Here is a 25,001-nt window from a genome sequence, read left to right as displayed (position 1 = left end):
CACCATTGAGTGTCCGGACACTGCTGCGCACAGGCCGGCGCTCAGAGCGCAGGCCGGCGTCACGCCTCCCCGGCGCCGGTGCTCACGGCCGCAGGCGGCCGATGGCCTCCGGCGTGAGATGACGGGCGAGTACGTCGAGCGCTTCGGTGACCGCGAGGAGCTGCTGCGGGTCATCGGTGCCGAGGGCGGTGGCCAGGGCCCCGTCGATCCGCGCCGCCCGCACCTCGGCCACCCGCTCCGACACTTCGGGCGCCCTGCGGATCAACTGCCGCCTGCCGTCGGCCGGGTCGGGTGCGGTCACCACCGAGCCCGTCTCCTTCAGCCGGGCCACGGCGCCCGAGACCTGACTCTGGGGCAGACCCGTGCGCACGGCGATCGCACTCACCGACGTGTCCGGGTGGGCCAGGAGGTCGCTCAGCACGACCAGGGCCGCGCGGGTGCCGCCCTGGTGCGCGTGGGCCGACGGACGCGGATCCGGCAGGGCTTCCTCGCCGATCTTCATGAGGGTCCGCCCCAGGAGGAACAGCTGGACGGGGGTCATCGAGGGGCTCATGGCCGGAATACTACGCCGATTCCATCACTAACGATGCATCCTTATTGATGCATCTAAATAGATGGACTACGGTCTGGAGCGCAGGGCGGCGCTCAAGGCGCCTCCCACCACACCCGACCGGGAGATCCTGATGTTCCTCGACACCGAAGGCGCCGAACTCCACTACGAAGTCCGCGGCTCCGGCCCGCTGCTGCTCGTCTCGCAGAGCGGTGAGGGCGACGCCGATCGCAGCACCGACCTGGTCGACCTGCTCGTCGACCGGTTCACCGTCGTCACCTACGACCGCCGGGGCCTGTCCCGGAGCACGCTCCGCCGCCCCGGACAGCCCGTCACCATGGCGCAGCACGCCGACGACGTGCACCGGCTGCTGGCCGAACTGACCGACGAGCCCGCCCTGATGCTCGGGTGCAGCATGGGCGCCGCGATCGGTCTGCACCTCGCGGTCGCCCATCCCGGCCAGCTCGGTCTGCTGGTGGCGCACGACCCGGTCGCGCCGTCACTGCTGCCCGCCGCGCAGCGCGACCGTCACACGTCCGAGCTCGCGCACCTCCAGCAGGTCCACCGCGACGGCGGGCTCAAGGCCGCATTTCCCGAGATCGCGAGAGTGCTCGGCATCGATCCCGCGCGCCAGGAGACCGAGCCGGACCTCACTCCGATGCCACTCACTCCGCGCCGTGTCGCCAACTTCGACTTCTTCATCAACCACGACTTCACCGCCGTCATCGAGGCCGAACTCGACGTGAAAGCGCTGCGGTCGACTCCGGTACGCATCGTGCCCGCCGGCGGCAGCACCACCGCGCCGTCCGTCTTCGTCGGACAGTGCGCTCGGAACCTCGCCGAGCTGGTCGGCCGGGATGTCGTCACGTTTCCCGGCGGACACAACGGCAACACCACGCATCCGCGGGCGTACGCGGCCCGGCTGCGGGGCGTCCTGGCCGGGGCATGAGCGCGGACGGCCCCCGACGATGTGGTCCGGGCTGAGCCGTTCCCCGCTCGCCGCCGAGGCCCCGGACTACGCGGGAGCCAAGTCGGCACGCAGGCCCGGGAGTCAGGATCGCGCCCGCCGGCGCGGGCGCAGCTCGCGCGCCTTGCCCTCCATGTCGCCGAGGAGGGCCTCCTCGACCAGCTTCATGGCGTTGGCGCCCCGGCTTCAGCTCTCGCGTCGAAGCTGCGCCGAAAGGTGGTGCTGCAGCGGCTGCCCGACCGCCGCGAGGTCATGGAAGAACTCGAGCGTGCCGTCCTCCGTCAGGGCGTAGCGCCGGCGGGTGGCGTCGACCTGCTTGGCGGTGGGCGCGAGAGCCACCTGATGGGTGGCGAGGTCCACCCCGCCGTCGGCCGCGCGGCCGGTCAGGATCTCCGCGATGCCCGTGGGCTGGGTGATCAGTGCCTCGACACGCCCGTCCGGCTGCATCCGCCACCAGCCGCTCTCCCGGGCCGACGGACGCAGCGGGGCACCGTCCGCGCCGAGCAGCCAGGCTCGCGCCTCGTAGTGGAGGAAGGGCCGCCCGTCGTGGCTGAAGGTGACCTCCTGCGCGTACACGAACTCCCCGTCGATCGTCGGGTACTCCCCGCGGCCCCGGCCGGCCCAGGTGCCCAGGAAGCCGGTCAGCGGCGCGAGCAGCGGATGCGGCGCGGGCGCTTCGTCCGCTCGAAGGGCGTCGGGGTACGGGTACTTCTGGGCGGGGTCGAACATGTGGTGCGCTCCTGGGTCGAGGCGGGTGCCGGGTCGCAGCCTAAGGGCTGGCGGGTCGCTTCCACGCCCTTGGCGGAGGCAGCGGGGGCTCGTGCACACTGCCGTACCCGAACAGTTGCCGCCCCGCGATCAGCTGCTCGGCCGGGCCTACGACCAGGCTGTCGTGCACCACGGGTACACCGACTGCGGGCGCGACGACACGCCCTCGTCCCCACCCCGGCGATGCCGACCCGCGGACCGACGCGCGCGGCCGACCCGCATACCGACCCGCGCGGCCGACCCGCGTACCTGCATCGCCGGGGTGGGTCAGTTCCAGCGGTCCTGGTTGATGAAGTGGGTGAAGGCGCGCCAGGAGTTGGGGCCCATCACGCCGTCGATCGGGCCGGTGTAGCCGTTCGCGGCGGCCAGGCGCTGGACCGCGGCCCAGGTGTTGGTGCCGGGTACGCCGTCGAGGGGGCCGGTGTAGCCCCAGTTACGCATGTTCAGCTGGAGCGCGGCGTAGGTGCGAGTCCCCGGGACCCCGTCGATCGGGCCGGCGTATCCCGACTCGATCCGCAGCCAGTTCTGCGTCCGCTGCCACATCACCGGCCCCGGCACACCGTCCTGCTCCGTCGACGACTTCGGCAGCCCGCCGCCGCCCCCTCCCAGATAGTTCAGCGGGTTGACCCGCGTGCCGCCCGGGGTGATGAGATGCCAGTGCACGTGCGGTCCGGTGGAGCTTCCGGATCCGGGGGCACCGACGGCACCGCCGGAGTACCCGACGATCCCTCCCTTGCCGACCGTGGCGCCGTCGGCCAGCAGGAACCGGGACAGGTGCATGTACTGGGTCCGGTACCCGTCGCTGTGGGTGATGGTCACCGTGTGTCCACCCGTCCCGTTGTTCGGGATGTTCGTGATGACACCGGCGCCGGCGGCCGGCAAGGCGGTACCGACACCCATCCCGTAGTCGAGCCCGCCCAGGGAGCCGTCGTCCAGGTGGTCCTGCCAGGTTCCGGTGAGCTGGTATCCGCTGAAGGGGTTGTAGATGTCCAGGGCCTGCGCGGAGTTCCCCGAGAACAGCACCCCGCCGGCCGCCAGACCGAGCGTGGTGACCGAGCCGCGCAACAGCGTGCGCCGGCTCATTCCGATCCCTGGCCTCACCTGTCGGCCGTCGTCGCCCCCGTCAGTCTCGCGCACAGCAACTCCCTTATGAATAAAGCGACTTGGCTTGTCCTCGCGACGCGAAGCCACGGTAGCCTACGCGCATAGATTTTGATAAGAACATGACATCAAGCACATGACACATCCCCTGCGGGGAGCCCCCCACCCTCACCGGAGGAAGCATGCGCAGAAGAACGTTGATCCGTGGCGCCGTGGCGACAGCCCTGGCCCCGGCCGGAGTGCTCGCGGCCACCGGCGCAGCCGCCGCCACCGCCCACCCCTCCCCCGGGCGGCCGACCTGCAGGGCCTGGACGTCTCGAACAACCAGCTCGGCATCGACTACGCCCGCGCCGCCGCGGAGGGCCGGCAGTTCGTCGTCGTCAAGGCCGGCGGGTGCCAGCTGGCCGAGGGCGCCTACACCACGTCCTCCTACCCCGGCCATGTCGACGGCGCCCGCGCCGCGGGTCTGCGAGTGGGGCACTACTGGCTGTCGGGAGACTTCCTCACCCCCACCGCGGCCGCCGACTACTTCGTCGACCACCTGCACGACTACCGCGTCGGCGATGTGCTGGCGCTGGACGTCGAGGTACTCGACGACTCCACGCGCATGTGGAACGACACGGATGTCTCCGCCTGGTTCAACCGGGTCCGGGAACGGGTCGGGAGCTACGTGCCCTGGTTCTACATCAGCACGGGAGCGTTGCGCGCCGGCACCTGGAGCCGCACCGTCGCCGCCGGCGCGCACCTGTGGGCGGCCTCCTGGGGACCCAACGACGGCACCTGGCCCGGCGCGCCCGACCTGGGCGGCCACTATCCCGACTGGGCCGCCCACCAGTACACGTCCGTCGGCTCCGCCGGCGGGGCCTCCCCCGTCGACCTCAGCCTCGCCCGCTCCTGGGCGTTCGACCTCACCGAGCCGACCGATCCGCCGGATCCCGGAGAGGACCCGCTGCCGAAGTCGTCGACGGAGCAGGACGGTGTGCCGGGGCCGGTGATGTGGCAGCGGACGCAGAACTGGCTGCGGATCGAGTCGGGATACGCCGGCCCGATCGACGGGGTCCCGGGGACTCGCACCTACGCCGCGCTCCAGCTGAACATGCGTAACTGGGGCTACACCGGCCCCCTCGACGGCGTACCCGGCACCAACACCTGGGCCGCGGTCCAGCGCCTGGCCGCCGCGAACGGCTACACCGGCCCGATCGACGGCGTGATGGGCCCCAACTCCTGGCGCGCCTTCACCCACTTCATCAACCAGGACCGCTGGAACTGACCCACCTCTGACCCCCGCGGAGTCATCCGGGACGCCTGGAACGGGCGGTGACGACGGCAAGGAAAACCCCCGGCCCGCAATTGCGGGCCGGGGGTTTTCCCGAGTATATTGATTTCTTCTGTGCGCCCACAGAAAAGGCCCCTCACCGGGGGCCACTAAGCAACACCATATCCGCCAGGGAGCCATTTTGTCAACTCGGGAAAGCTCCGAACTGCAGAAGGAGCAGGAATTCATCGACCGGCTCTACGACCGTGTCGATGAACTGCGCGGAGTCGCCGCACAGCACGTCGAGGACGCGCTGACACCGGTCGGGACCGGCCTGCAGGCACGTCTCGAACGCGATGTGCTCGTCTCCGAACGCTCGGGTCTGCTGGCTGCCCTGAATGCGGTGGACGGTTCGCTGTGTTTCGGCCGCATCGATCTCTCCGACGGTGCGGCGCACCATATCGGCCGTATCGGAATCCGCGAGGACGACACCGCGCACACGCCTCTTCTGATCGACTGGCGTGCGCCGGTCGCCCGTCCTTTCTATCTCGCCACCGGGCACACGACCATGGGGCTGCGCCGGCGCCGGCACATCACCACCGAGGGCCGCCTCGTCACCGAGCTGCACGACGAGATCCTCGACGTCGGGGACCGGGAGCGCACCGGGTTCGAGGACCCGAGCGGCGACGCCGTGCTGCTCGCCGCCGTGAACTCCGCCCGCACCGGCCGCATGGGCGACATCGTGCGGACCATCCAGGCGGAGCAGGACCGGATCATCCGCGCCCCGCACCGCGGGGTTCTCGTCGTCGAGGGCGGTCCCGGGACCGGCAAGACCGCGGTGGCACTGCACCGTGCGGCCTTCCTGCTGTACGAGCACCGCGAACTGCTCGCCAAGCGCGCCGTGCTGATCGTGGGCCCCAACCCCGCCTTCCTGCGCTACATCGGCGAGGTGCTGCCCGCGCTCGGCGAGACCGGGGTCATGCTCGCCACACAGGCCGAGCTCTTCCCCGGGGTGCACGCCACCGGCACCGACACGCCGCGCGCCGCCGCCGTCAAGGGCGGCGAGCCGATGGCGGAGGCGCTCGCCCTCGCTGTCCGGGACCGGCAGCAGCTTCCCGAGCCCGGCGCCCCGCTGATCATCCCCCACGACGACGGGGACCTCGTCCTCGACTGGGAGATCGCCTACGAGGCCCGGCAGGCGGCCCGCGACACCCTCCTGCCCCACAACCTCGCCCGCCCGCACTTCGCCTTCCGGATCATCGACGCCCTCACCTCGCAGCTCACCGAGCGCATCGGCGCCGACCCGCACGGCGGACCGAACTTCCTCGGCCCCGACGACATCGCCCAGCTCGGCAGGGGCGTCGCCCTCAGCAAGGAGGTGCACTCCGCGGTCGACGAACTGTGGCCGCCTCTCACCCCGGCGGGGTTCCTCACCGAATATCTGGCCGACCCGGTGTACGTACCGGACGAGGACGCGGAGGCCATCCGGCGGGTACCCGGCGACGGCGCGTGGACCCCCGCCGACGTCCCGCTGCTCGACGAGGCGGCGGAGCTCCTCGGCGTCGACGACAGTGCCGAGCAGGCCGCCGCCGAGGCCGAGCGACAGGAGCGGATCGCGTACGCGCAGGGTGTACTGGAACTGTCGCAGGGCTCGGAGACGTACGAATTCGAGGACGAGGAGTCCGAGGTCCTCTCCGCGCACGACATCATCGACGCCGAACGGATGGCGGAGCGGCAGGAGGAGGCCGATCACCGCAGTGCGGCCGAGCGCGCCGCCGCCGACCGGACGTGGGCGTTCGGACACATCATCGTCGACGAGGCGCAGGAGTTGTCGCCGATGGCGTGGCGGCTGCTGATGCGTCGTTCGCCGACCCGCTCGCTGACCCTGGTCGGCGACCCCGCGCAGACCTCCGAGGAGGCAGGCATCGGCTCGTGGGAGAAGATCCTTCAGCCGTACGTCGGTGACCGCTACGAACACGTCAGGCTCAAGGTCAACTACCGCACGCCCGCCGAGATCATGGAGCTGGCCGCCAGGGTGCTGCGCGCCGATGACCCGTCCTTCGAGCCGCCGGGCTCGGTGCGGTCCACCGGTGAGGTGCCGTGGACGCGCGACGCCGGGGCGGACCTGGCAGGTGCGGTGGCGCAGGCGGTCGCGGAGCTGACTCCCGCGGAGGGCCGCCTGGCCGTCATCGCGCCGAGAGCCCTCCACGACGAGATCGCGGCCCCGCTGGACGGGGTCACGGCAGGTGCCGAACCCGATCTGACGCACCCGGTGGTGCTGCTCGACCCACGGCAGGCGAAGGGGCTCGAATTCGACCATGTGCTGGTCGTGGAGCCCGCCAGGTACGGGAAGAGTGACCTGTACGTCGCCCTGACCCGCGCCACGCAGCGCCTGGGCATCATCCACCGGGAGGAGCTGCCGAAGTCGCTGCGCTGAGAGCGGTCGTGGTCCCCGTGCCGGCCTGTGTCCGGCACGGGCGCGCGTCACCTCGGCCGCCGGGACACGGCCGCTTCAGGTGCGTGCGGGGAAGTACGCGACGGTGGCGTCGACGAAGCGGTCGTGCGCAGCCCGTGCGGTGTCCTGCGCCGCGGTGAGTCCGACGACGCCCGTGGCGGCATCGGCCATGTCGTAGGTGGCGAGGACCCTCGCCCGGGCGGTGGCGTGGACAGCCGGGCCGGGCACCGGCTCCGTGCCGGTGCGGCAACGGCCGGAACTCAGAGAACCCGCTGTGCCGCCTCCACGCTGTCGCCCCCGCTGGTGTTGAACGCGATGGCGGCTTGCGGCGCATGCCGGCGGATCAGGTTCACGACCTGTTCGAAGAGCGTCAGCAGCTGCTCCGTCTTGCGGATGCCGCCGCCGATGACGACCACGTCCCACGGACGCTCGGTCAGGGCGGCGACGAGGACGGACTCGGCCGAGCCGTCGAACACCACCAGCGCCATGGCCGCGTCCATTCCGTGCTCGCCGAACCGGGCCAACTCGGCGTCGAGAGCGCTGCGCAGGGCGCCCGCGTCGACGCCGGGAATCGCCTGCGGGTCGTAACCGACAACAAGTGCGGAAGGCATACGGCGAGCCTACCGGGGCCTGCCCGGGTGCGATCGGCCGGACAGGGCCTCGCCGTGTCCGCGTGACCGTCCGAGCGCACTCGGGCGGGCCCGCACCCTTGTCCGGACGGCCGGATTCCGGGAATCCTTGACACCTCCGAGCGGCAGGAGGAGCATCCTCACGTCGTTGACAACGTTGTCGGGGCGACGCCGTTCCGGAGTGGTCTCGGCGCACCTGCTCCCGCCGCGTTGACCGTCCGTCACACACGAAGGGCAGGAACGGTGTCAGACACGCACAACCATCGGACGCACAGCGGGCTCAGAGTCATCAGCGCCGTCGCGGTGGCCGCCATGGCCGCGCTGGGGACGGCCACCACGGCCGCCCCCGCCTCGGCGGCGCCACCGCACGGCACGGTGGGAAATCCGGTGTCGTACGTCAACCCGCTGATCGGCACGTCCAACGCGGGCAATACCTATCCGGGCGCGGTGCAGCCGTTCGGCATGCTGGCCTGGAGTCCGCAGAACTCCAAGGGCAAGCAGGTCTCGACGCCCGCTCCGGGCGGCTACCAGTACGACGCGACGAAGATCCGCGGCTTCAGCCTGACGCACCTCAACGGTGTCGGCTGCTCGGGCGCCAACGGTGACATCCCGATCATGCCGTACGTGGGTGACGTCGACTCCTCCCCGAGCGCGGACACCACCGACGCGAAGTACGCCAGCACCTTCTCGCACGCCAACGAGAGCGCCTCGCCGGGCTACTACAAGGTGGGCCTGGCCAGTGGCGCGTCCGCGGCGCTCACCACGACCGCCCGGACCGGAACGGGACAGTTCGGCTTCCCGGCGGACAAGCCCGCCAGCATGCTCTTCCGCACCTCGAACTCGGAGAGCGGCAGCACGGGCGCCACCGTGAAGGTCGACGCGGCCGACCGGACCGTGACGGGTTCCGTCACTGCGGGCAACTTCTGCGGCCCGCAGAGCGCGAACAACCGCAAGGACCTCTACACGCTGTACTTCACCGCCCACTTCGACAAGGCGTTCGCCAAGGTCGGCACCTGGACGGACGGCACGGTCAAGTCCGGCTCCACCGCCGCCTCCGGCGGTACGGGCTACAGCTCGTCCGGCAACGCCGTGGAGGGCAAGGGCTCCGGCGCGTACATCACCTTCGCCGACGGAACCACGAAGGCGCAGGCCAAGGTCGCCGTCTCCTACGTCAGCCCGCAGAACGCCGAGGCCAACCTCCGCGCGGAGAACGGGCCCCGCAAGACCTTCGACTCCGTCCGGGCCGATGCGGCCAAGGTCTGGAACAGGACGCTGAAGTCGGTCGAGGTGGGCGGCGGCACCGACGCCCAGCGCTCCACCTTCTACACCGCGCTCTACCACTCCATGCTGGAGCCCACTCTGACCAACGACGTGGACGGCCGCTACCTCGGCGCCGACCGCAAACCGCACCGGCTCGCCAAGGGGCAGCAGGCGCAGTACGGCACCTTCTCCGGATGGGACCAGTACCGCGCGCAGGTGCAGCTGATGACGCTGCTCGATCCGAAGGCGGGCAGCGACTACGCGCAGTCCCTCTTCAACTACGCCGGCCAGCGCGGCGGCGAGTGGGACCGCTGGCTGCTGGAGAACGGCAAGACGAGCGTGATGTCGGGCGACCCCTCCGACGCGGCTCTCGCCGGGATCTACGCCTTCGGCGGCCGTGACTTCGACGTCGACGGCGCCTTGAAGTCACTCGTCAGGGCCGCGACCGTGCCCACGGCGAACGACTCGGACAGCTCGGGCTGCAACGTCGAGTGTGTGGGCCAGCGGCCCGCGCTCGACAAGTATCTGGAACTCGGTTACGTACCGGCGGACAACTGCCACTGCTGGGGAGGAGCGGCCGAGACGCTGGAGGACGCGGCGGCCGACTACGGCCTGTCCGAACTCTCCCGGCAGACCGGGCGGACCGCCGACGCGAAGAAGTTCCTGGACCGCTCGGGGAACTGGACGAACGTCTTCGACGCCAACGCCACACCGCAGGGCGGCTACATACGCGACCGCAAGGCCGACGGCACCTGGGCGGGCACCTTCACGCCCGGCACCGGCAGCGGCTTCGTCGAGGGGTCCAGCGCGCGGTACACCTGGATGGTGTACTCGGACGTGGCGGGTCTCGCGGGCGCGATGGGCGGCGACGACACGGCGGTGAAGCGGCTCGATGCCTTCTTCCGCACGCCGGACGGGAAGTTCGACTTCTCGGCGAAGGACGACACGCGCTACGACGCGACCAACGAGCCGGACATCAACGCCCCTTACCTGTACGACTACCTGGGGGCTCCGTACAAGACGCAGGAGACGGTCCGCGCGGAGCTCGACCAGCTGTGGACCGACACCCCGGGCGGCATCCCCGGCAACGACGACGCGGGGACCATGTCGTCCTGGTACGTCTTCTCGGCGCTGGGCATGTACCCGCAGAACCCGAGCCGTGCCGATCTGACCCTCTCCGCTCCGCTGTTCCCGCACGCGGTGGTGCACACCGGGCACGGGAAGACGATCACGGTGAACGCACCGGCCGCGTCGGCGGACAACACCTACATCCACGGCCTGAAGGTCGACGGCAGGACGTCCACGAAGCCGTGGGTCCCCGCCTCGCTCGTCACCCGTGGCGGCACGCTGGACTACACCCTCGGCGCGACGGCGGACACCTCCTGGGGCAGCGCGAAGGCCGACGCCCCGCCGTCCTTCCCCGGCGGCGGCCTGAAGTACTTCACCGGCGCCACTCCCGATCAGCTGAAGGTCGAGCCCGGGTCAGGTAGCGCGGAGACGACCGTCAAGGTGCAGAGCCTGGAGACGAAGGCCACCACCGTCCACTGGACGGCGAAGCCGCCGGCCGGCGTGACGGTCACTCCCGCCGAGGGCGACTTCTCGGTCCCGGCACGCGGTTCGGCGAGCGCGAAGCTCTCCGTGACGGCCCCGGCGGACACGGCCGAGGGCCACTACACGGTCCCGGTGACGCTGAAGTCGTCCACGGGTGAGGAGCTCCCGAAGACCTCGGCCGCGGTGACCGTCGCCGAGCGGAACAGCATGCTGTGGAACCGCAACAGCACCGCTGTCTCCACCGACGACGACAACCCGCAGGCCAACTTCGACGGTGAGGGGTGGAGCTACTCGGCCAAGGCACTCGCCGCGGCCGGCGCGACGCCCGGCGGCACGGTCTCGTCCGGCGGCTTCGACTTCGGCTGGCCGAAGGTGGCCGCGGGCGACCCGGACAACATCGAGGTGGCCGGGGCCGCTCCGCAGGTACTCAACGTCCCCTCGAAGGAAGGGAGCACCAAGCTCAGCCTGCTGGGGAGCGCGGCCGAGGGATCGGCCAGCGGGCAGGCCACGCTGACCTACACCGACGGAACGACGCAGCAGGCGGAGATCGGCTTCAGCGACTGGACGCTGGGCGGCGGCGCGGACAAGCCGGCGTTCGGCAACACGGTCGCGGTCCACACCGCCTACCGCGACGTCCAGGGCGGCGGTACGGACCCGGTGGGCACCGAGATCTTCGCCACCGCACCGATCGCGCTCCAGGCGGGCAAGCAGCTGGCGAGCGTGACTCTGCCGTCCAGCACGGACGGCGGCGTGATCCACGTCTTCGCGGTGGCCACGGCCTGACGCATCCGACGGGAACGGGCCGTCGCGGCAAGGGGTTTCCCCTGCCGCGACGGCCCGGAGCCGTTGGGATCAGACGAGGTCGAACCGGTCCAGGTTCATGACCTTGTCCCACGCGGCGACGAAGTCCTTCACGAACTTCTCCTTGGCGTCATCGCTCGCGTAGACCTCCGCGACCGCGCGCAGCTCGGAGTTCGACCCGAAGACGAGGTCGGCACGGCTGCCGGTCCACTTCACCGTGCCGCTCGCGTCGCGGCCCTCGAAGGTGGTGGCGTCCGAGGACGTCGCCTTCCACGTCGTACCCAGGTCGAGCAGGTTGACGAAGAAGTCGTTGGTCAGCACCCCGGGGGTCTCGGTCAGGACACCGGCCGAGGACTGCGCGTAGTTGGCACCGAGCACCCGGAGCCCGCCGACGAGGACCGTCAGCTCGGGGGCGCTCAGGGTCAGCAGGTTCGCCCGGTCGAGCAGCAGGTACTCGGCCGGCAGCCGGTTGGCCTTGCCGAGGTAGTTGCGGAACCCGTCGGCGGCCGGCTCCAGCTCGACGAACGACTCCACGTCGGTCTGCTCCTGCGACGCGTCGACGCGGCCCGGTGCGAACGGGACCTCGACGTCGAAGCCGGCGTCCTTGGCCGCCTTCTCCACGCCTGCGGCGCCTGCGAGCACGATCAGGTCGGCGATCGAGACCTGCTTGCCGCCGGACTGGGCGGAGTTGAAGGACTCCTGGATCCCCTGGAGGGTGCGGAGCACCGTCGCCAGCCGGTCCGGCTCGTTGACCTCCCAGCCGCTCTGCGGCTGGAGGCGGATGCGTGCGCCGTTGGCGCCGCCGCGCTTGTCGCTGCCGCGGAAGGAGGAGGCCGACGCCCACGCGGTGGAGACGAGCTCGGACACCGACAGGTCCGAGGCGAGGACCTGCGCCTTGAGGGAGGCCACGTCCGCGGCGTCGACGCTCTCGTGCGTCTGCTCGGGCAGGGGGTCCTGCCACACCAGGGTCTCGGCCGGGACCTCGGAGCCGAGGTAGCGCACGACCGGGCCCATGTCGCGGTGGGTCAGCTTGAACCACGCACGTGCGAAGGCGTCGGCGAACGCGTCCGGGTTCTCGTGGAAGCGACGCGAGATCTCCTCGTACGCCGGGTCGAGCCGGAGCGAGAGGTCGGTCGTCAGCATCGTCGGGGCGTGGGTCTTCGACGGGTCGAACGCGTCGGGGACGGTACCCGCGCCTGCGCCCTCCTTCGGCCGCCACTGGTGGGCGCCCGCGGGGCTCTTGAACAGCTCCCACTCGTAGCCGAAGAGGATGTCGAAGAAGCTGTTGTCCCAGGCGGTCGGGGTGTCGGTCCAGATGCCCTCCAGACCGCTGGTGATCGCGTCGGCGCCCTTGCCGGTGCCGTACGTGCTCTGCCAGCCGAGGCCCTGCTGCTCCATCGGGGCGGCCTCGGGGTCGGGGCCAACGGCGTCCGACGGGCCCGCGCCGTGGGTCTTGCCGAAGGTGTGGCCGCCCGCGATCAGGGCGACCGTCTCCTCGTCGTTCATCGCCATCCGGCGGAACGTCTCACGGATGTCGCGGGCCGCGGCGATCGGGTCCGGGGTGCCGTTGGGGCCTTCGGGGTTGACGTAGATGAGGCCCATCTGGACCGCGCCGAGGGGGTTCTCCAGCTCGCGGTCACCGGTGTAGCGCTCGTCGTCGAGCCAGTTGGTCTCGGGGCCCCAGTAGACGTCCTCGTCGGGCTCCCACACGTCCGCGCGGCCGCCGCCGAAGCCGAAGGTCTTGAGACCCATCGTCTCCAGGGCGACGTTGCCGGTGAGGACGATGAGGTCGGCCCAGGAGAGGTTCTGGCCGTACTTCTTCTTGACCGGCCACAGCAGCCGGCGGGCCTTGTCCAGGCTCACGTTGTCCGGCCAGCTGTTGAGCGGGGCGAAGCGCTGCTGGCCCGCTCCGGCACCGCCGCGGCCGTCGCTGATGCGGTAGGTGCCGGCGCTGTGCCAGGCCATCCGGATCATGAAGGGGCCGTAGTTGCCGAAGTCGGCGGGCCACCAGTCCTGCGAGGTGGTGAGCACCTCGGCGATGTCCCGCTTCACGGCCGGGAGGTCGAGGCTCTTGAACGCCTCGGCGTAGTCGAACTCCTCGCCGAGGGGGTTGGCCACGGCAGGGTTCTTGGCGAGGATCTTCAGGTTGAGGCGCTCCGGCCACCACTGGCGGTTCCCGCCCCCTGGGTCGGGTGCGGCGCGCGACCGTGCGCGACCGGGCAGCCGGAAACCTCCTCCGGCTTCGGGTCGGTGACGATCGCGTCGTGGTTCTCAGTCATGGAAATCCTTCCGGACGGGGCGGATCACGTTCTGGAACTGCGTGTGGTGGAACAGCCGGGGTTCGGACCCCCGTGCACGTGGCAGGCACGTGAGGGTCTCGTGCACGCCTCGTAGGAAGAGGTGGTCTGCGCGGTGCCGCACCCCGGAGGCGATCACGTCGGCTCCGGGGCGGTCACGGTCCGGGTGCCGGCTCGTACGCACCCGTCTCCTGAAGTCACACATTTTCCCCTGCTGTTGACCTGTCCCTTGGCTGTCGGCCGGAACCGATCCTACGATGGACCAAGTCCAAGTCAATACGACAGACGGGGCTGTACGCATCATTCGCCCGGACAATGCACAGTTAGGCTGGTGGGCATGAGTGACCTGCTGGAACGGCTCCGTGGACGTGGCTGGCGCATGACCGCCCAGCGACGGGTGGTCGCCGAGGTACTCGCCGGTGAACACGTCCACTTCACGGCGGACGAGGTGCTGGTGCGCGCCACCGCCCGGCTGCCGGAGATTTCCCGCGCCACCGTCTACAACACCCTCGGTGAGCTCGTCTCGCTCGGCGAGGTGATCGAGGTGGCCACCGACGGGCGCGCCAAGCGCTACGACCCGAATGCCCACCACCCCCACCAGCACCTGGTGTGCTCGGGCTGCGGCGCCATCCGGGACGTCCATCCGGGCGGTGACCCGCTGGCCGAACTGCCGTCCTCCGAACGGTTCGGCTTCACCGTCTCCGAGGTCGAGGTGACCTACCGGGGCCTGTGCCCCGACTGCGCCGGCGGCTGACCCGGCCCGCGGCGGGGGTGGCCGGCCGCCGGCTCCCGGGTTCGTAAGGTTCAGGCATGTCCACCACCACGTCGCCCTCCTCCGCCTCGCCGGTGCGCCCAAGCGGCCGCCGCCCGGTATCCGGCCGGCAGGAGGGGCGGCATGACCCTCAACCAGCTGAAGGCCTTCGTCGAGGCCGAGCGGCTCGGCTCGTTCACCGCGGCCGCGCTGTCCATGGACATCGCCCAGGCGTCGGCCTCCGAGCTGGTGCGCCGCCTGGAGACGGAGCTGGACGCGGAACTGTTCCTGCGCGGCAGCCGGACCCTGACACTGACCGCGGCCGGGCAGGAGCTGCTTCCCTACGCCCAGGAAGCGCTGGAGGCGGCGGACAGCGGGGCACGGGCCGTGCACTCCCTCGGGTCGCTCGGCGGCGGCACCGCCACGTTCGGGGTGCTGCGCAACGCCGACTACTACCTGCTGGCCAACCTCGTGCAGATGTTCCACGCCCGCTACCCGGCCGTCCGGGTGCGGCTCGTGGGGCAGAACTCCGCCGAGACCGCGCTGGCCGTCGCGGCCGGACGCATCGAGGCGGGGCTGGTCATCCTGCCGATCGACGACGACGGACTCGTGGTCACTCCCCTCATGCGCGACGAGGTGCACTACGTCAGCGCGAGCGCCGAGCGCACCCGGGCCCCGGTGACCATCGAGGAGTTCTCCCGGGCGCCCCTCGTGCTGTACGACGCCCACTACGGCTGGAAGGACCCGACCCGGCGGCAGGTCGCAGAACGCGCCCAGCTCGCCGGGGTGCGCGTCGAGCCGCTGATCGAGCTCGAACACGTCGAGGCGGCACTGAAGCTGGCGGCGGCCGGCATCGGTGACACGATCGCCAGCCGGGCGGTGATCGCCAGCCCCTCCTTCCCCGCCGGACTGCGCACCGCCCCCTTCGCCGAGCCCCTCTACGACACCATCGCGCTCGTCAGACGCCGCGGTCATCCCCTCTCCCGCGCCACCCGGGAACTCGCCCGCCTCGCCGAGGACACCATCCGCGAGATCGGCAACGGCCTGATCACCTGACCCCCGACCGGGCGGGGCGACGGCACAGCCCTGAGCCGACCCACAGGGAAACCCTGTGGGAGGTGCAGGAATCGCCCCTCTGGTCCTGTGGCAGCGCCGCGTCTACCGTCCCGGGTATGCAGATCACGCACGACGAACAGAAGACCCTCGCTCCCTTCCAGTGGCTGAAGAAGCCGGCGGTCGACGGTCCCCCCGCCCAGCGCGACCCCAAGGTGGTCGAGCGGGTCTCCCAGATGCTGAAGGAGATCGAGAGCAAGGGCATGGACGCGGTCCGTGCCTACGGCCAGGAGCTCGACGGCTGGTCGGGCGAGCTGGAGATCGGAGCCGCCGAGCTGAAGAAGTCGGGGGACGCCCTGCCGGCCGATGTCCGCATCGCGCTCGAAATGGGTTACGAACGCACCCACCGCTTCGCCTCCGCGCAGCGCGAGCACCTGAGCGACTTCGAGATCGAGCTCGCCCCCGGGGTGGCGGGCGGCCAGCGCTACGTCCCGGTGTCCCGGGTCGGCGCCTACCTCCCGGCGGGCCGCTTTCCGCTGCTGGCCAGCGCGTTCATGACCGTGGGAGTGGCCAAGACGGCCGGGGTGCCCACCGTGGTGGCGTGCACTCCCCCCTCCGGCGAGCACGGCGCCCACCCTGCCGTGCTCTACGGCGCCTACCTGTCCCGGGCCGACCGGGTCTTCGCCGTCGGCGGCGTCCAGGCGCTCGGCGCGATGGCGTTCGGCCTGCTCGGCGAGGCCCCGGTGGACATGCTGGTCGGCGCCGGCAACGCCTTCGTCACCGAGGCCAAGCGGCAGCTCTTCGGCCAGGTGGGCATCGACCTGCTGGCCGGCCCTTCCGAGGTGGCCGTCATCGCCGACGACTCCGCCGACCCGGTCTGGGTCGCTGCGGACCTGCTCGGCCAGGCCGAGCACGGCCCCAACTCCCCGGCCGCGCTGATCACCACCTCCGAGAAGACGGGCCGCGCCGTCGCCGCCGAGATCGACCGGCAGCTCGAGGGGCTGGCCACCCGGGACATCGCGGGACCCGCCTGGCGGGACTTCGGCTCCGTGATCGTGGTGCGGGACCGGGACGAGGCCGTCGCCGTGTCGGACATCCTCGGCCCCGAGCACCTGGAGATCCAGACCGAGGACGACGACTACTACCTGCGAAACCTCACCAACTACGGCTCGCTCTTCCTGGGCCCCTGGTCCACCGTCGCGTACTCCGACAAGGGCATCGCCGGCACGAACCACGTACTGCCGACCGGCAAGACCGCCCGGTACAACGCGGGGCTGTCCGTCTCCCGCTTCCTCAAGCCCCTGACCTACCAGCGGGCGGCCAAGGAGGGCACGGCCGCACTGGCCCCGGCCGTGGAGCGGATCTCGGCCTTCGAGGGGCTGGCCGCCCACGGTGCGACCGCCACCCTGCGGATCGACCGGATCGGCCGCACGTCCGGAGCGTTCGACGCCGTCCCCGAGGCGTTGCGCGAACAGCTCTGACCCTGTCGCCCCCGCCGCATCCGCGGCCGGGGCAAGGGCCTTTCGTCTGGGTCATGCCGGGCTCGCGTGCCCCGGCACCGCTCCCTGACCCGGCCTGACCCGGACGAAAGACCCAAGAGGTTCCCGGCGCCCGGGACACCGTGGACGGCTCCGTCCGGTGTCCCGGGCCGCCGGGGGCGTCGCCCGCCCGAGACGAGTGAGTACCGTCCTGCAGCAGGGGCACCTGCGCCCCCACTCCCCCGAGGAACTCCCATGCACCACCCTCCGCCCGCCCCCGCCCCCTCGGACGGGGCAGGCACCGCACTCACCCAGGGCCTCAAGGGCCGCCAGATCACCATGATCTCCATCGGAGGTGTGATCGGGGCCGGGCTCTTCGTCGGCTCCTCCACCGCCGTGGCAGCCGCCGGTCCGGCCGTCCTGATCTCGTTCCTCCTGGCGGCCACCCTGGTGGTGCTCGTCATGCAGATGCTCGGCGAGATGGCCGTAGCCCAGCCCGACACGGGCTCGTTCTCCACGTACGCGGACCGGGCCCTGGGCCGTTGGGCGGGCTTCTCCATCGGCTGGCTGTACTGGTGGTTCTACATCCTCGTCATTCCCATCGAGGCGATCGCCGCGGGCGAGGTCATCGCGGGTCTGACCTCGATACCCAGCTGGATCCCGGCCCTCGCCATGATCGCGCTGCTGGCCGGCAGCAATCTCCTCGCTGTCCGCAACTACGGCGAGTTCGAGTACTGGTTCGCCCTGCTCAAGGTCGTGGCGATCGTGGCCTTCCTCGTGCTCGGCGGGCTCGCCGTCCTCGGTCTCCTGCCCGGTTCGGACGCCCACGGGGTGACGAACCTGTGGAGCAACGGCGGGTTCGCGCCCAAGGGCGGGGTGGCGGTACTGACCGGTCTGCTCACGGCGATGTTCAGCTTCCAGGGCAGCGAGATCGTCACCATCGCCGCCGCCGAGTCGGCCGAACCGAAGAAGAACATCAAGAAGGCCGTCCGCGCTGTCGTGTGGCGCCTGGGACTGTTCTACGTCGGCTCGATCTTCGTCGTCGTCAGCCTCGTGCCGTGGAACTCGGACGGGCTCGCCGCCGGCTCCTACCAGGCGGCTCTCGACCTCATGAACATCCCGGGTGCCGGGCGGATCATGGACGTGGTGCTCGTCGTCGCCGTGAGCAGCTGCCTCAATTCCGCCATCTACACCGCCTCGCGCATGGCGTTCTCGCTGGCCCGCCGCAAGGACGCCCCGGCCGCCCTCGCCACCACCTCCGCGTCCGGTGTGCCCCGCAACGCGGTCGTCGCCTCGACGGTCATCGGCATCGCCGCGGTGGTCGCCAACTACCTGCTGCCGAGCGTCTTCACCTACCTCATCGCTTCCAGCGGCGCGATCGCCCTGATGATGTACATGGTCATCGCGATCACCCAGTACGCCACCCGGCGCAAGGGGCCGGAGCCGGGCGAGGTGCGCATGTGGGCGTTCCCCTACCTCACGCTCGCCACGATCGCCTTCATCGCCGGCGTGCTGGTCCTCATGGCGGTGCTGCCCGGTCACCGTCTCGAACTCTGGCTCTCCCTCGCCCTGGCCGCCGTCCTGGTCTGCGTCGGTGTCCTGCGGCAACGACGGCACGGCGACCGGCCCGGGAGCTACGAGGCCACCCCCGGGGCCGCCCTGACCGGACCGTCCGCGCGGACCGGCCCGTCATCGCGGTGACGGGTCAGGCGAGGCGGGCGTGCGTGGCCCGGGGCACGAATTCGGTAGGCAGCACGAGGCGTTCACCGCCGGGGTCGGCCCCGCCGTCGATACGCCGCACCAGCAGGCGCGCCGCCTGCCGCGACAGCTCCTGCAGGTCGTGCCGGACGGTGGTCAGCCGGAACACCTCCCAGGCCGCCATGGGGAGGTCGTCGAAGCCGATCACGGTCAGGTCGTCGGGGACCTTGAGCCCTGCCGCGAGAGCGGCGTTCAGGACGCCGATGGCAACCACGTCGTTGCCGCAGAAGACCGCCGTGGGCGCCTCGGCCGCGTCGAGCAGTGCGGGCAGCGCCCGGTATCCGGTGTCGTACTCGAAGGCACCGCGCACCACCCGGTCGTCGGGGAGCCCTATGCCCGCGTCGGCCAGGGCCAGCCGGAATCCCAGCTCGCGCTCCCGGCCGGTGGTCGTGTTGGCCGCGCCGAAGATGCCCGCGATGCGCCGGTGCCCCAGTTCGACGAGCACATCGGCGACCTGGCGTCCGCCGCCCTCGTTGTCGACGACGGACGCGTAGTCGCCGCGGCCGCCGGTGTCGCGGTTGAGGAACACGTAGGGCATGCCACGGCGGTCGAGCTGGGCCGGCAGACGCGAGTCGGTGGTGGCGGTCGCGAGGACGACGCCGTCCAGGGACTGGTCCAGGAGCTTCTCCTCGGCCACCGCTTCGTCGGAGCGCTCGGTCAGCAGCATCATCCGGTAGCCCAGGCGCTGGAGCTCGTCGTGCAGGGGCGCGATGACGTGCGGGTAGAAGGGGTTCGTCAGATCGGTCACGATCACCCCGATCCGCCGGGTGGACCGGGTCGACAGGGTCCGGCCCGCCTCGCTGGGCACGTAGTTCAGCGCCTGCGCGGCCTGCCTGACCTTCTCGCGGGTCGCCGCGGACACCCGGGGGTCGTCCCGCAGGGCCCGGGAGACCGTGGGCTGCGAGACGCCCGCAAGCCTCGCCACGTCGTGGCTCGTGATCGCCATCGGCCCTCTTCCCGTCGCCCGGGGCGCCACCCCTGGCGCCATCCGGTCAGTATACGTATGTAGCCACCAGCCAGGTAGCCGGGCGCGAACAGGGGCCCCGTGCACCCACCCACACCGCACGGCACGAACCGGCGCGGCTCCTCCGCCTGCTGAGTCGAACACCCTGCCCGTCCACAAGGACGTCACGCCGGACCGGGGCACGGACCCCGCGCACCATACGTCTGAAACCGACCCCACGCGATCCCTTGACATTGCCCGGCAGAGAGCCTGTCATAGAAATGCATACGTATTCCAAGCGAGGGAGCTGTCATGCCCGATGTCATCGTGTCCACCGCCGAACTGGGGCGCCGCACGGTCCGCCGCAGCGACTTCGTCTCCTGCAACCAGGCCTTCATCGACTGCCGCACACCGGGCTCGGACCGTAAGGAGAACTACGCGATGATCGGGCCCGGCGTCTCGCAGGCCGCCGGCCAGCACGTCAACCTCCGGCTGCCGCACGGCTACAACATCGGCGCTGCCGCGATGCCCCACGGCATCACCAACAACCTGCACCTGCACTACACGGCCGAGGTGTTCGTCTGCACCGAGGGCGAGTACCTGCTGCGCTGGGGCGCCGACGGATCCGAGGGCGAGCTGCTGCTCCGGGCCGGGGACATCGCGTCCGTCCCCACCTGGATCTTCCGCGGCTTCACCAACACCGGTCCCGACGACGGCTGGATGTTCACCGTGCTCGGCATGGATCACACCGGCGGCATCATCTGGGGGCCGTCGGTGCTGCGTGAGGCGGAGGGCCACGGCCTCTACCTCAGCGCCGACAACGAGCTGATCGACACGGTCGCCGGCGACGAGATCCCGGAGGGCGCCGAGCTGACCCAACCGATGGCTCAGGAGTACATCGACCGCCTGCGCCACTACGGCGCCGAGGAGATGAAGGCCCGGGTCGCGGCCTCGGACGAGCTGGTCTGGTCCGAGCGGCCCTTCCTGGACAGCACCCTGCCGGGCGGCGGCGTGCGGCTCAGCTGCGTCATCGGCTACGGCATGACCGAGGACCTGCACCAGGCGCCCCGGATCTTCAATCCGCACGGCCACAACGTCGCCTGGCTGCGCGCCGAACCGGGGCAGGGGGTCTCCCTCCACAGGCAGCACGAGACACAGACGCTGATCGTCAAGGACGGCCTGTGGGAGGTCACGCTCAACCGCACCGACCCGGTACAGGTACGGCTGGGACCCCGCGACATGCTCTCCGTCCCGCAGGACGCCTGGCGCACCCTGCGCAACGTGGGCGACAGCCGGGGCGACCTCATGGTCGTCAACTCCGGAGACGGCCGGGTCCGCCTGGACTGGGACGACGAGGTCGCCAAGAGCGCCGCGGACGCGGGGCTCGGCATCGACCACAACGGCTACGTCGCGCCGTACGCACTGCTCCCCCGCTCCGCGCGCCCCTGGTGACCGCCGTGCCCCGCACCGGACCGTCCGGCCCGCTGCCGCTGGTGGTGGTCCCCGGGATGCTGTGCGACGCGGACCTCTGGTCCGAGGTGGAGTTCCCCGAGGGCCACCCGGTCCGTCACGTCGAGCTGACGAAGCCGGACATCGGGGCCATGGCCGAGGACCTGTTGGCCTCGGTGTGCGGACCGTTCGTCGTGGTCGGGCTCAGCCTCGGAGCCATCGTCGGCTTCGAGGCACTGCGCCGGGCGCCGGAGCGGATCCGTGGCCTGTGCGTCATGTCCACGAACGCGGGCGCGCCGCGCCCCGAGCAGTACGCCGCCTGGCGCGCGATGGACGGGCTGATCGCCGGCGGCCGGTTCGCGGAGGCAGTCGAGCAGACGCTGCCGGGCATGTTCCCCGTGCCGGGGCCGCCGAGCGGGGCCGCGCAGCGGTACCGGCGCATGGCGCACGCCGTGGGGCCGAAGGCCGCGCGCGCCCAGCTCGCCGCGCAGGCCACCCGCACGGACGCGCTCCGCGCGCTGCGTGGCGCCCGGTGCCCGGCGGTGGTCCTGTCCGGGGAGCGGGACGCGCTGTGCCCGCCGGACTTCCACCGCGTGATCGCGGATGCCGTGCCGGACGCCCGACTGCGCGACGTGCCTGCCGCCGGGCACCTGCTGCCGTGGCAGCGCCCGTCCGCGGTCTCGGCGGCCCTGCGGGACCTGCTGCCCCGGGCCCAGGACGCCTCGCTGCCCACCGCACCTCCGGGAGCCCCGGCCACGCCGGACGGGCCCGCACCCGCCGCCTCCCGCTGAACCCGCACCCCTCACCCAACCCCGTCACCGCAGTCGACACCCACCCCGAGAAGAGAGCCGTCATGCCTCGTTTCCTCAAGTCCCCCGTGCCCGCCGGCCAGGTGCGCGCGGCCCGAGCGGATGTCGCCGAGCGCGTCCGCACCATCCTCGACGACATCCGCGAACGGGGGGACGAAGCGGTCCGCCAGTACTCCGAGAAGTTCGACAACTGGAGCCCCGAGTCCTTCCTCCTCAGGCCGGACGGGATCAGGGAGATCGTCGCCGGGGTGCCGGAGACGGTCCTGGACGACATCCGCTTCGTCCAGCGCCAGGTCCGCACGTTCGCCCAGGCGCAGCGCGACTCGCTGCACGACATCGAGATCGAGACCCTGCCCGGGGTCCGCCTGGGGCACCGGCACGTCCCCGTGGCCGGAGCCGGGGCCTACGTACCCGGTGGGCGTTACCCGCTGACCGCGTCGGCGCACATGACGATCGTGACGGCGAAGGTGGCCGGGGTGGAGCGGGTCGCCGCCTGCACCCCGCCGATCCGGGGCGAGATCCCCGCCGCCACGGTCGCGGCGATGCACCTGGCGGGCGCCGACGAGATCTACCTGCTGGGCGGGGTGCAGGCCGTGGCGGCGCTCGCCGTCGGCACCGAGACGGTCGGCCGGGTGCCCATGATCGCCGGGCCCGGCAACGCCTACGTCGCCGAGGCGAAGCGCCAGCTGTTCGGCGAGGTCGGCATCGACCTGTTCGCCGGGCCGACCGAGATCCTGGTGATCGCGGACGAGCAGGCGGACCCGTTCGTGGTGGCGGTCGACCTCCTCTCGCAGGCCGAGCACGGCCCGGACTCCCCCGCCGTCCTCGTCACCACGTCCGAGGAGCTGGGCCGGGAGGTCGAGCGCCACATCGAGCGGCTGCTGCCCGGCATGCCGACGAAGGACTTCGCCGGTCCCGCCTGGCGCGACCACGGCGAGATCGTCGTGGCCGGGTCGCTGGCCGAGGCCTTCGAGATCGCGGACTCCTACGCCAGTGAGCACGTCGAGGTCCTGACCGAGAACCCGCGCCAGGCACTGGACCGGATGCGCGACTACGGGGCGCTCTTCCTCGGCGAGGGCACGTGCGTCTCGTACGGGGACAAGGTCATCGGCACCAACCACGTGCTGCCCACGCGGGGAGCCGCGCGGTACACCGGTGGGCTGTGGGTCGGGAAGTACCTCAAGACGGTGACCTACCAGGAGGTCACCGACACCGCGTCCTCGGCGCTCCTCGGCGAGGTGTGCGGACGGGCCGCTCGCGTCGAGCTGTTCGAGGGCCATGCCCGCTCCGGCGACGTCCGGGCGGCCAAGTACGGCAACGGCACGCTGCCGTGGAACGCCGAGGCCGGCGCATGAGCGGCGGCAGCACGCCGCTGGCCGGGCGCACCGCGCTGGTCAGCGGGGGCGGCAGCGGGCTCGGCGCCGCCATCACGCGTTCCCTGCTGGCCGACGGGGCCCGGGTGGTGATCACGGGGCGCAGTGGGCAGACCCTGAAGGAGACGGCCGCGCGCCTGGGGCCGGCTGTGACCCACCGCGTCTGCGACGTGTCCCGGCCCGACGAGGTCGAGGCACTCGCGGAGAGCCTCGCCGGCGAGGAGATATCGGTGCTGGTCAACAACGCCGGGATCGCCGGACCGGTGGCGCCCCTGACCGAGATATCCGCGCGGGGCTGGGACGAGGTCTTCGACGTGAACGTGCGAGGCGTCTTCCTGATGTGCCGGGCCTTCCTTCCCGGCATGACGGGACGCGGGGCGGGCGACGTCGTGAACATCGCCTCGGTGTCGGGGAAGCGGCCGCTGCTGCGGCGTACTCCGTACTGCGCGTCGAAGATGGCGGTCATCGGCCTGACCGCGACGCTGGCGGGCGAGGTGGGACCGCTGGGCGTCACGGTGAACTCGCTGTCCCCGGGCCCCGTATCGGGCCCCCGGATGGAGCGGAACTTCCGCCTGGAGGCGGAGCGCACCGGCAGCAGCCGCGCGCAGGCCGAGGAGGCGTTCGTGTCGCGGTCGGCCCTGGGGCGGATGGTCACCGAGGAGGAGGTGGGCGCGGCGGTGAGCGCGATGCTGCGGATGCCGGGGCTGTGCGGCGCCGACATCGACCTCTCGGCGGGGATGGTGGCACGGTGACGGCGGCACGAGCGGAACGCCGCTCCCTCAAGCAGCGGCTCGCGGCCGGCGAACGTCTCTACGGGGCCCTGCTGCGACTCCCCTGCGAGACGCTGGTGGAGATGGCGGGCGTCGCGGGGCTCGACTACGTGGTCATCGACTGCGAGCACGGGCCGGCTGACATGGCGGTCCTCCAGCACCATCTGACGGCCGCGGCGGCGCAGGGCATCGACGTGCTCGTACGCGTGGGCACGGCCGAGCCCGCCCTCGCCCTGCGCTGTCTGGATCTCGGGGCGGCCGGGATCATCCATCCGCACATCGACAGCGCGCAGGACGCGCAGCGGGCGGTGGCCGCGGTCCACTACCCGCCGCTGGGGACGCGGGGCTTCGCCACGTACAGCAGGGCGGGCCGATTCGGCACGGTCCCGGCGGCGGAGCACGTGGCCGCCTCCCTGGACACCCTGGTGGTCGCGATGATCGAGACGGCGCGCGCCTGTGCCGACGCCGCGGAGATCGTCGCCACCCAGGGCGTCGACGCCGTCCTCGTGGGCCCGGCCGACCTGGCGGCGGACTGCGCCTTCCCCGCGCAGGACGTCGTCGACGGTCTGATCGCCACCGCCCACCGGGCGACCCATGGGGCCGGCCGCGCCGTGATGACCATCGTCCCGGGCGCCGACGGGGCAAGGGCGGCGGAGCGAGCGGGCTCCCAACTGGTGCTCTACAACATGACCCAGGTCCTGATGGACACCTTCCGGTCCCTCGCCGCGCCAGGTGGTCCCGGCCAGGACCTCGGCCGCCCCTGATTCGCCGTTCGCCGGACGGCCCCGGAGGGTGCGGCGGGACAGGGCACGGGGGCGAGCGGGCGCTGCGGGCTGCCCCGTGCTGGAGCCGGTCCTACGGCGCCCGCTCAGGCCCGCGGCGCCACGAGCACCCCTGCCCCGTCCCACCAGGCCTTGTCCGGCGGCAGCGCCCTCGCCGGCACCGGGCGCATCTCGCCCACCTCTTGACGGTCTCCTCTGCGC

The 25,001-nt window shown here is 71.6% G+C and carries 19 protein-coding genes and 1 pseudogene; 13 read left to right on the top strand and 7 right to left on the bottom strand.

The annotated features are described in order from the left end of the window. Positions 1-82: 82 nt before the first annotated feature. Complete coding sequence (locus LNW71_RS30550; protein ID WP_250972200.1) at positions 83-541, bottom strand: helix-turn-helix domain-containing protein; 459 nt, start codon at positions 539-541, stop codon at positions 83-85. 142 nt (positions 542-683) lie between these two features. On the opposite strand from LNW71_RS30550, the gene LNW71_RS30545 reads away from it, so the two are divergent. Beyond that, the gene (locus LNW71_RS30545; protein ID WP_250972199.1) at positions 684-1,499 is read left to right on the top strand and encodes an alpha/beta fold hydrolase; all 816 of its coding nucleotides are present in this window, start codon (positions 684-686) and stop codon (positions 1,497-1,499) included. A gap of 204 nt (positions 1,500-1,703) precedes the next feature. Here LNW71_RS30545 and LNW71_RS30540 read toward each other — a convergent pair whose 3' ends face one another. Beyond that, the gene (locus LNW71_RS30540; protein ID WP_250971141.1) at positions 1,704-2,246 is read right to left on the bottom strand and encodes an FABP family protein; all 543 of its coding nucleotides are present in this window, start codon (positions 2,244-2,246) and stop codon (positions 1,704-1,706) included. 306 nt (positions 2,247-2,552) lie between these two features. Next, positions 2,553-3,368 carry a M23 family metallopeptidase gene (locus tag LNW71_RS30535; RefSeq protein WP_250971140.1) on the bottom strand — a complete coding sequence of 272 codons (816 nt, stop codon included), beginning with the start codon at positions 3,366-3,368 and terminating at the stop codon, positions 2,553-2,555. A gap of 154 nt (positions 3,369-3,522) precedes the next feature. Between LNW71_RS30535 and LNW71_RS30530 the strand changes: the two genes are divergently transcribed. Together LNW71_RS30530 and LNW71_RS30525 are read left to right on the top strand one after the other, a co-directional pair. Further along, the gene (locus tag LNW71_RS30530; protein WP_250971139.1) at positions 3,523-4,656 is read left to right on the top strand and encodes a GH25 family lysozyme; all 1,134 of its coding nucleotides are present in this window, start codon (positions 3,523-3,525) and stop codon (positions 4,654-4,656) included. A 211-nt stretch (positions 4,657-4,867) separates the two neighbouring features. After that, positions 4,868-7,078, top strand: coding sequence for an AAA family ATPase (locus LNW71_RS30525; RefSeq protein WP_250972198.1), 2,211 nt, complete (start codon positions 4,868-4,870; stop codon positions 7,076-7,078). A 75-nt stretch (positions 7,079-7,153) separates the two neighbouring features. On the opposite strand, the gene LNW71_RS30520 is transcribed toward LNW71_RS30525, so the two are convergent. Continuing rightward, positions 7,154-7,324: a hypothetical protein gene (locus LNW71_RS30520; protein WP_250971138.1), complete on the bottom strand. Its 171-nt coding sequence runs from the start codon at positions 7,322-7,324 to the stop codon at positions 7,154-7,156. 32 nt (positions 7,325-7,356) lie between these two features. Next, the gene (locus tag LNW71_RS30515) at positions 7,357-7,707 is read right to left on the bottom strand and encodes a hypothetical protein (RefSeq protein WP_250971137.1); all 351 of its coding nucleotides are present in this window, start codon (positions 7,705-7,707) and stop codon (positions 7,357-7,359) included. A 330-nt stretch (positions 7,708-8,037) separates the two neighbouring features. Between LNW71_RS30515 and LNW71_RS30510 the strand changes: the two genes are divergently transcribed. Next, positions 8,038-11,319 carry a GH92 family glycosyl hydrolase gene (locus tag LNW71_RS30510; protein WP_250972197.1) on the top strand — a complete coding sequence of 1,094 codons (3,282 nt, stop codon included), beginning with the start codon at positions 8,038-8,040 and terminating at the stop codon, positions 11,317-11,319. Between the two features lie 69 nt (positions 11,320-11,388). On the opposite strand, the pseudogene katG reads toward LNW71_RS30510, so the two are convergent. Continuing rightward, a pseudogene (katG, locus tag LNW71_RS30505) lies at positions 11,389-13,616 on the bottom strand (catalase/peroxidase HPI). Positions 13,617-13,971: 355 nt separating this feature from the next. On the opposite strand from katG, the gene LNW71_RS30500 reads away from it, so the two are divergent. The 4 genes from LNW71_RS30500 (at position 13,972) to LNW71_RS30485 (ending at position 18,617) form a co-directional block, all read left to right on the top strand. Further along, positions 13,972-14,388 carry a Fur family transcriptional regulator gene (locus tag LNW71_RS30500; protein ID WP_250971136.1) on the top strand — a complete coding sequence of 139 codons (417 nt, stop codon included), beginning with the start codon at positions 13,972-13,974 and terminating at the stop codon, positions 14,386-14,388. A gap of 141 nt (positions 14,389-14,529) precedes the next feature. Further along, positions 14,530-15,441, top strand: coding sequence for a LysR family transcriptional regulator (locus LNW71_RS30495; protein ID WP_250971135.1), 912 nt, complete (start codon positions 14,530-14,532; stop codon positions 15,439-15,441). Between the two features lie 116 nt (positions 15,442-15,557). Then, the gene (gene hisD, locus LNW71_RS30490) at positions 15,558-16,919 is read left to right on the top strand and encodes a histidinol dehydrogenase (RefSeq protein WP_250971134.1); all 1,362 of its coding nucleotides are present in this window, start codon (positions 15,558-15,560) and stop codon (positions 16,917-16,919) included. Between the two features lie 252 nt (positions 16,920-17,171). Then, positions 17,172-18,617: an amino acid permease gene (locus tag LNW71_RS30485; RefSeq protein ID WP_250971133.1), complete on the top strand. Its 1,446-nt coding sequence runs from the start codon at positions 17,172-17,174 to the stop codon at positions 18,615-18,617. 4 nt (positions 18,618-18,621) lie between these two features. Here LNW71_RS30485 and LNW71_RS30480 read toward each other — a convergent pair whose 3' ends face one another. After that, entirely contained in the window at positions 18,622-19,620 is a 999-nt protein-coding gene (locus LNW71_RS30480; RefSeq protein ID WP_250971132.1) for a LacI family DNA-binding transcriptional regulator, read from the bottom strand. Between the two features lie 309 nt (positions 19,621-19,929). Between LNW71_RS30480 and LNW71_RS30475 the strand changes: the two genes are divergently transcribed. From LNW71_RS30475 to LNW71_RS30455, 5 genes are all read left to right on the top strand, one after another. Continuing rightward, on the top strand, positions 19,930-21,069 hold the full coding sequence (locus LNW71_RS30475) for a hypothetical protein (RefSeq protein WP_250971131.1): 1,140 nt from the start codon (positions 19,930-19,932) through the stop codon (positions 21,067-21,069). A 5-nt stretch (positions 21,070-21,074) separates the two neighbouring features. Next, a complete protein-coding gene (locus tag LNW71_RS30470; RefSeq protein ID WP_250971130.1) occupies positions 21,075-21,857 on the top strand; it encodes an alpha/beta fold hydrolase in 783 nt (260 codons plus the stop codon). A gap of 62 nt (positions 21,858-21,919) precedes the next feature. Further along, entirely contained in the window at positions 21,920-23,230 is a 1,311-nt protein-coding gene (hisD, locus tag LNW71_RS30465) for a histidinol dehydrogenase (protein ID WP_250971129.1), read from the top strand. Beyond that, the gene (locus tag LNW71_RS30460) at positions 23,227-24,000 is read left to right on the top strand and encodes an SDR family oxidoreductase (protein ID WP_250971128.1); all 774 of its coding nucleotides are present in this window, start codon (positions 23,227-23,229) and stop codon (positions 23,998-24,000) included. Before hisD (LNW71_RS30465) ends, LNW71_RS30460 begins: the two co-directional genes overlap by 4 nt. Continuing rightward, positions 23,997-24,782, top strand: a complete 786-nt coding sequence (locus tag LNW71_RS30455) for an aldolase/citrate lyase family protein (RefSeq protein WP_250971127.1) — start codon at positions 23,997-23,999, stop codon at positions 24,780-24,782. Before LNW71_RS30460 ends, LNW71_RS30455 begins: the two co-directional genes overlap by 4 nt. The last annotated feature ends 219 nt before the right edge of the window (positions 24,783-25,001 follow it).

The organism is Streptomyces sp. RKAG290 (assembly GCF_023701695.1).
GTDB lineage: Bacteria > Actinomycetota > Actinomycetes > Streptomycetales > Streptomycetaceae > Streptomyces.
Note: the sequence above shows the minus strand (reverse complement) of the source record. Positions and strands in the feature narration are given on the sequence as shown.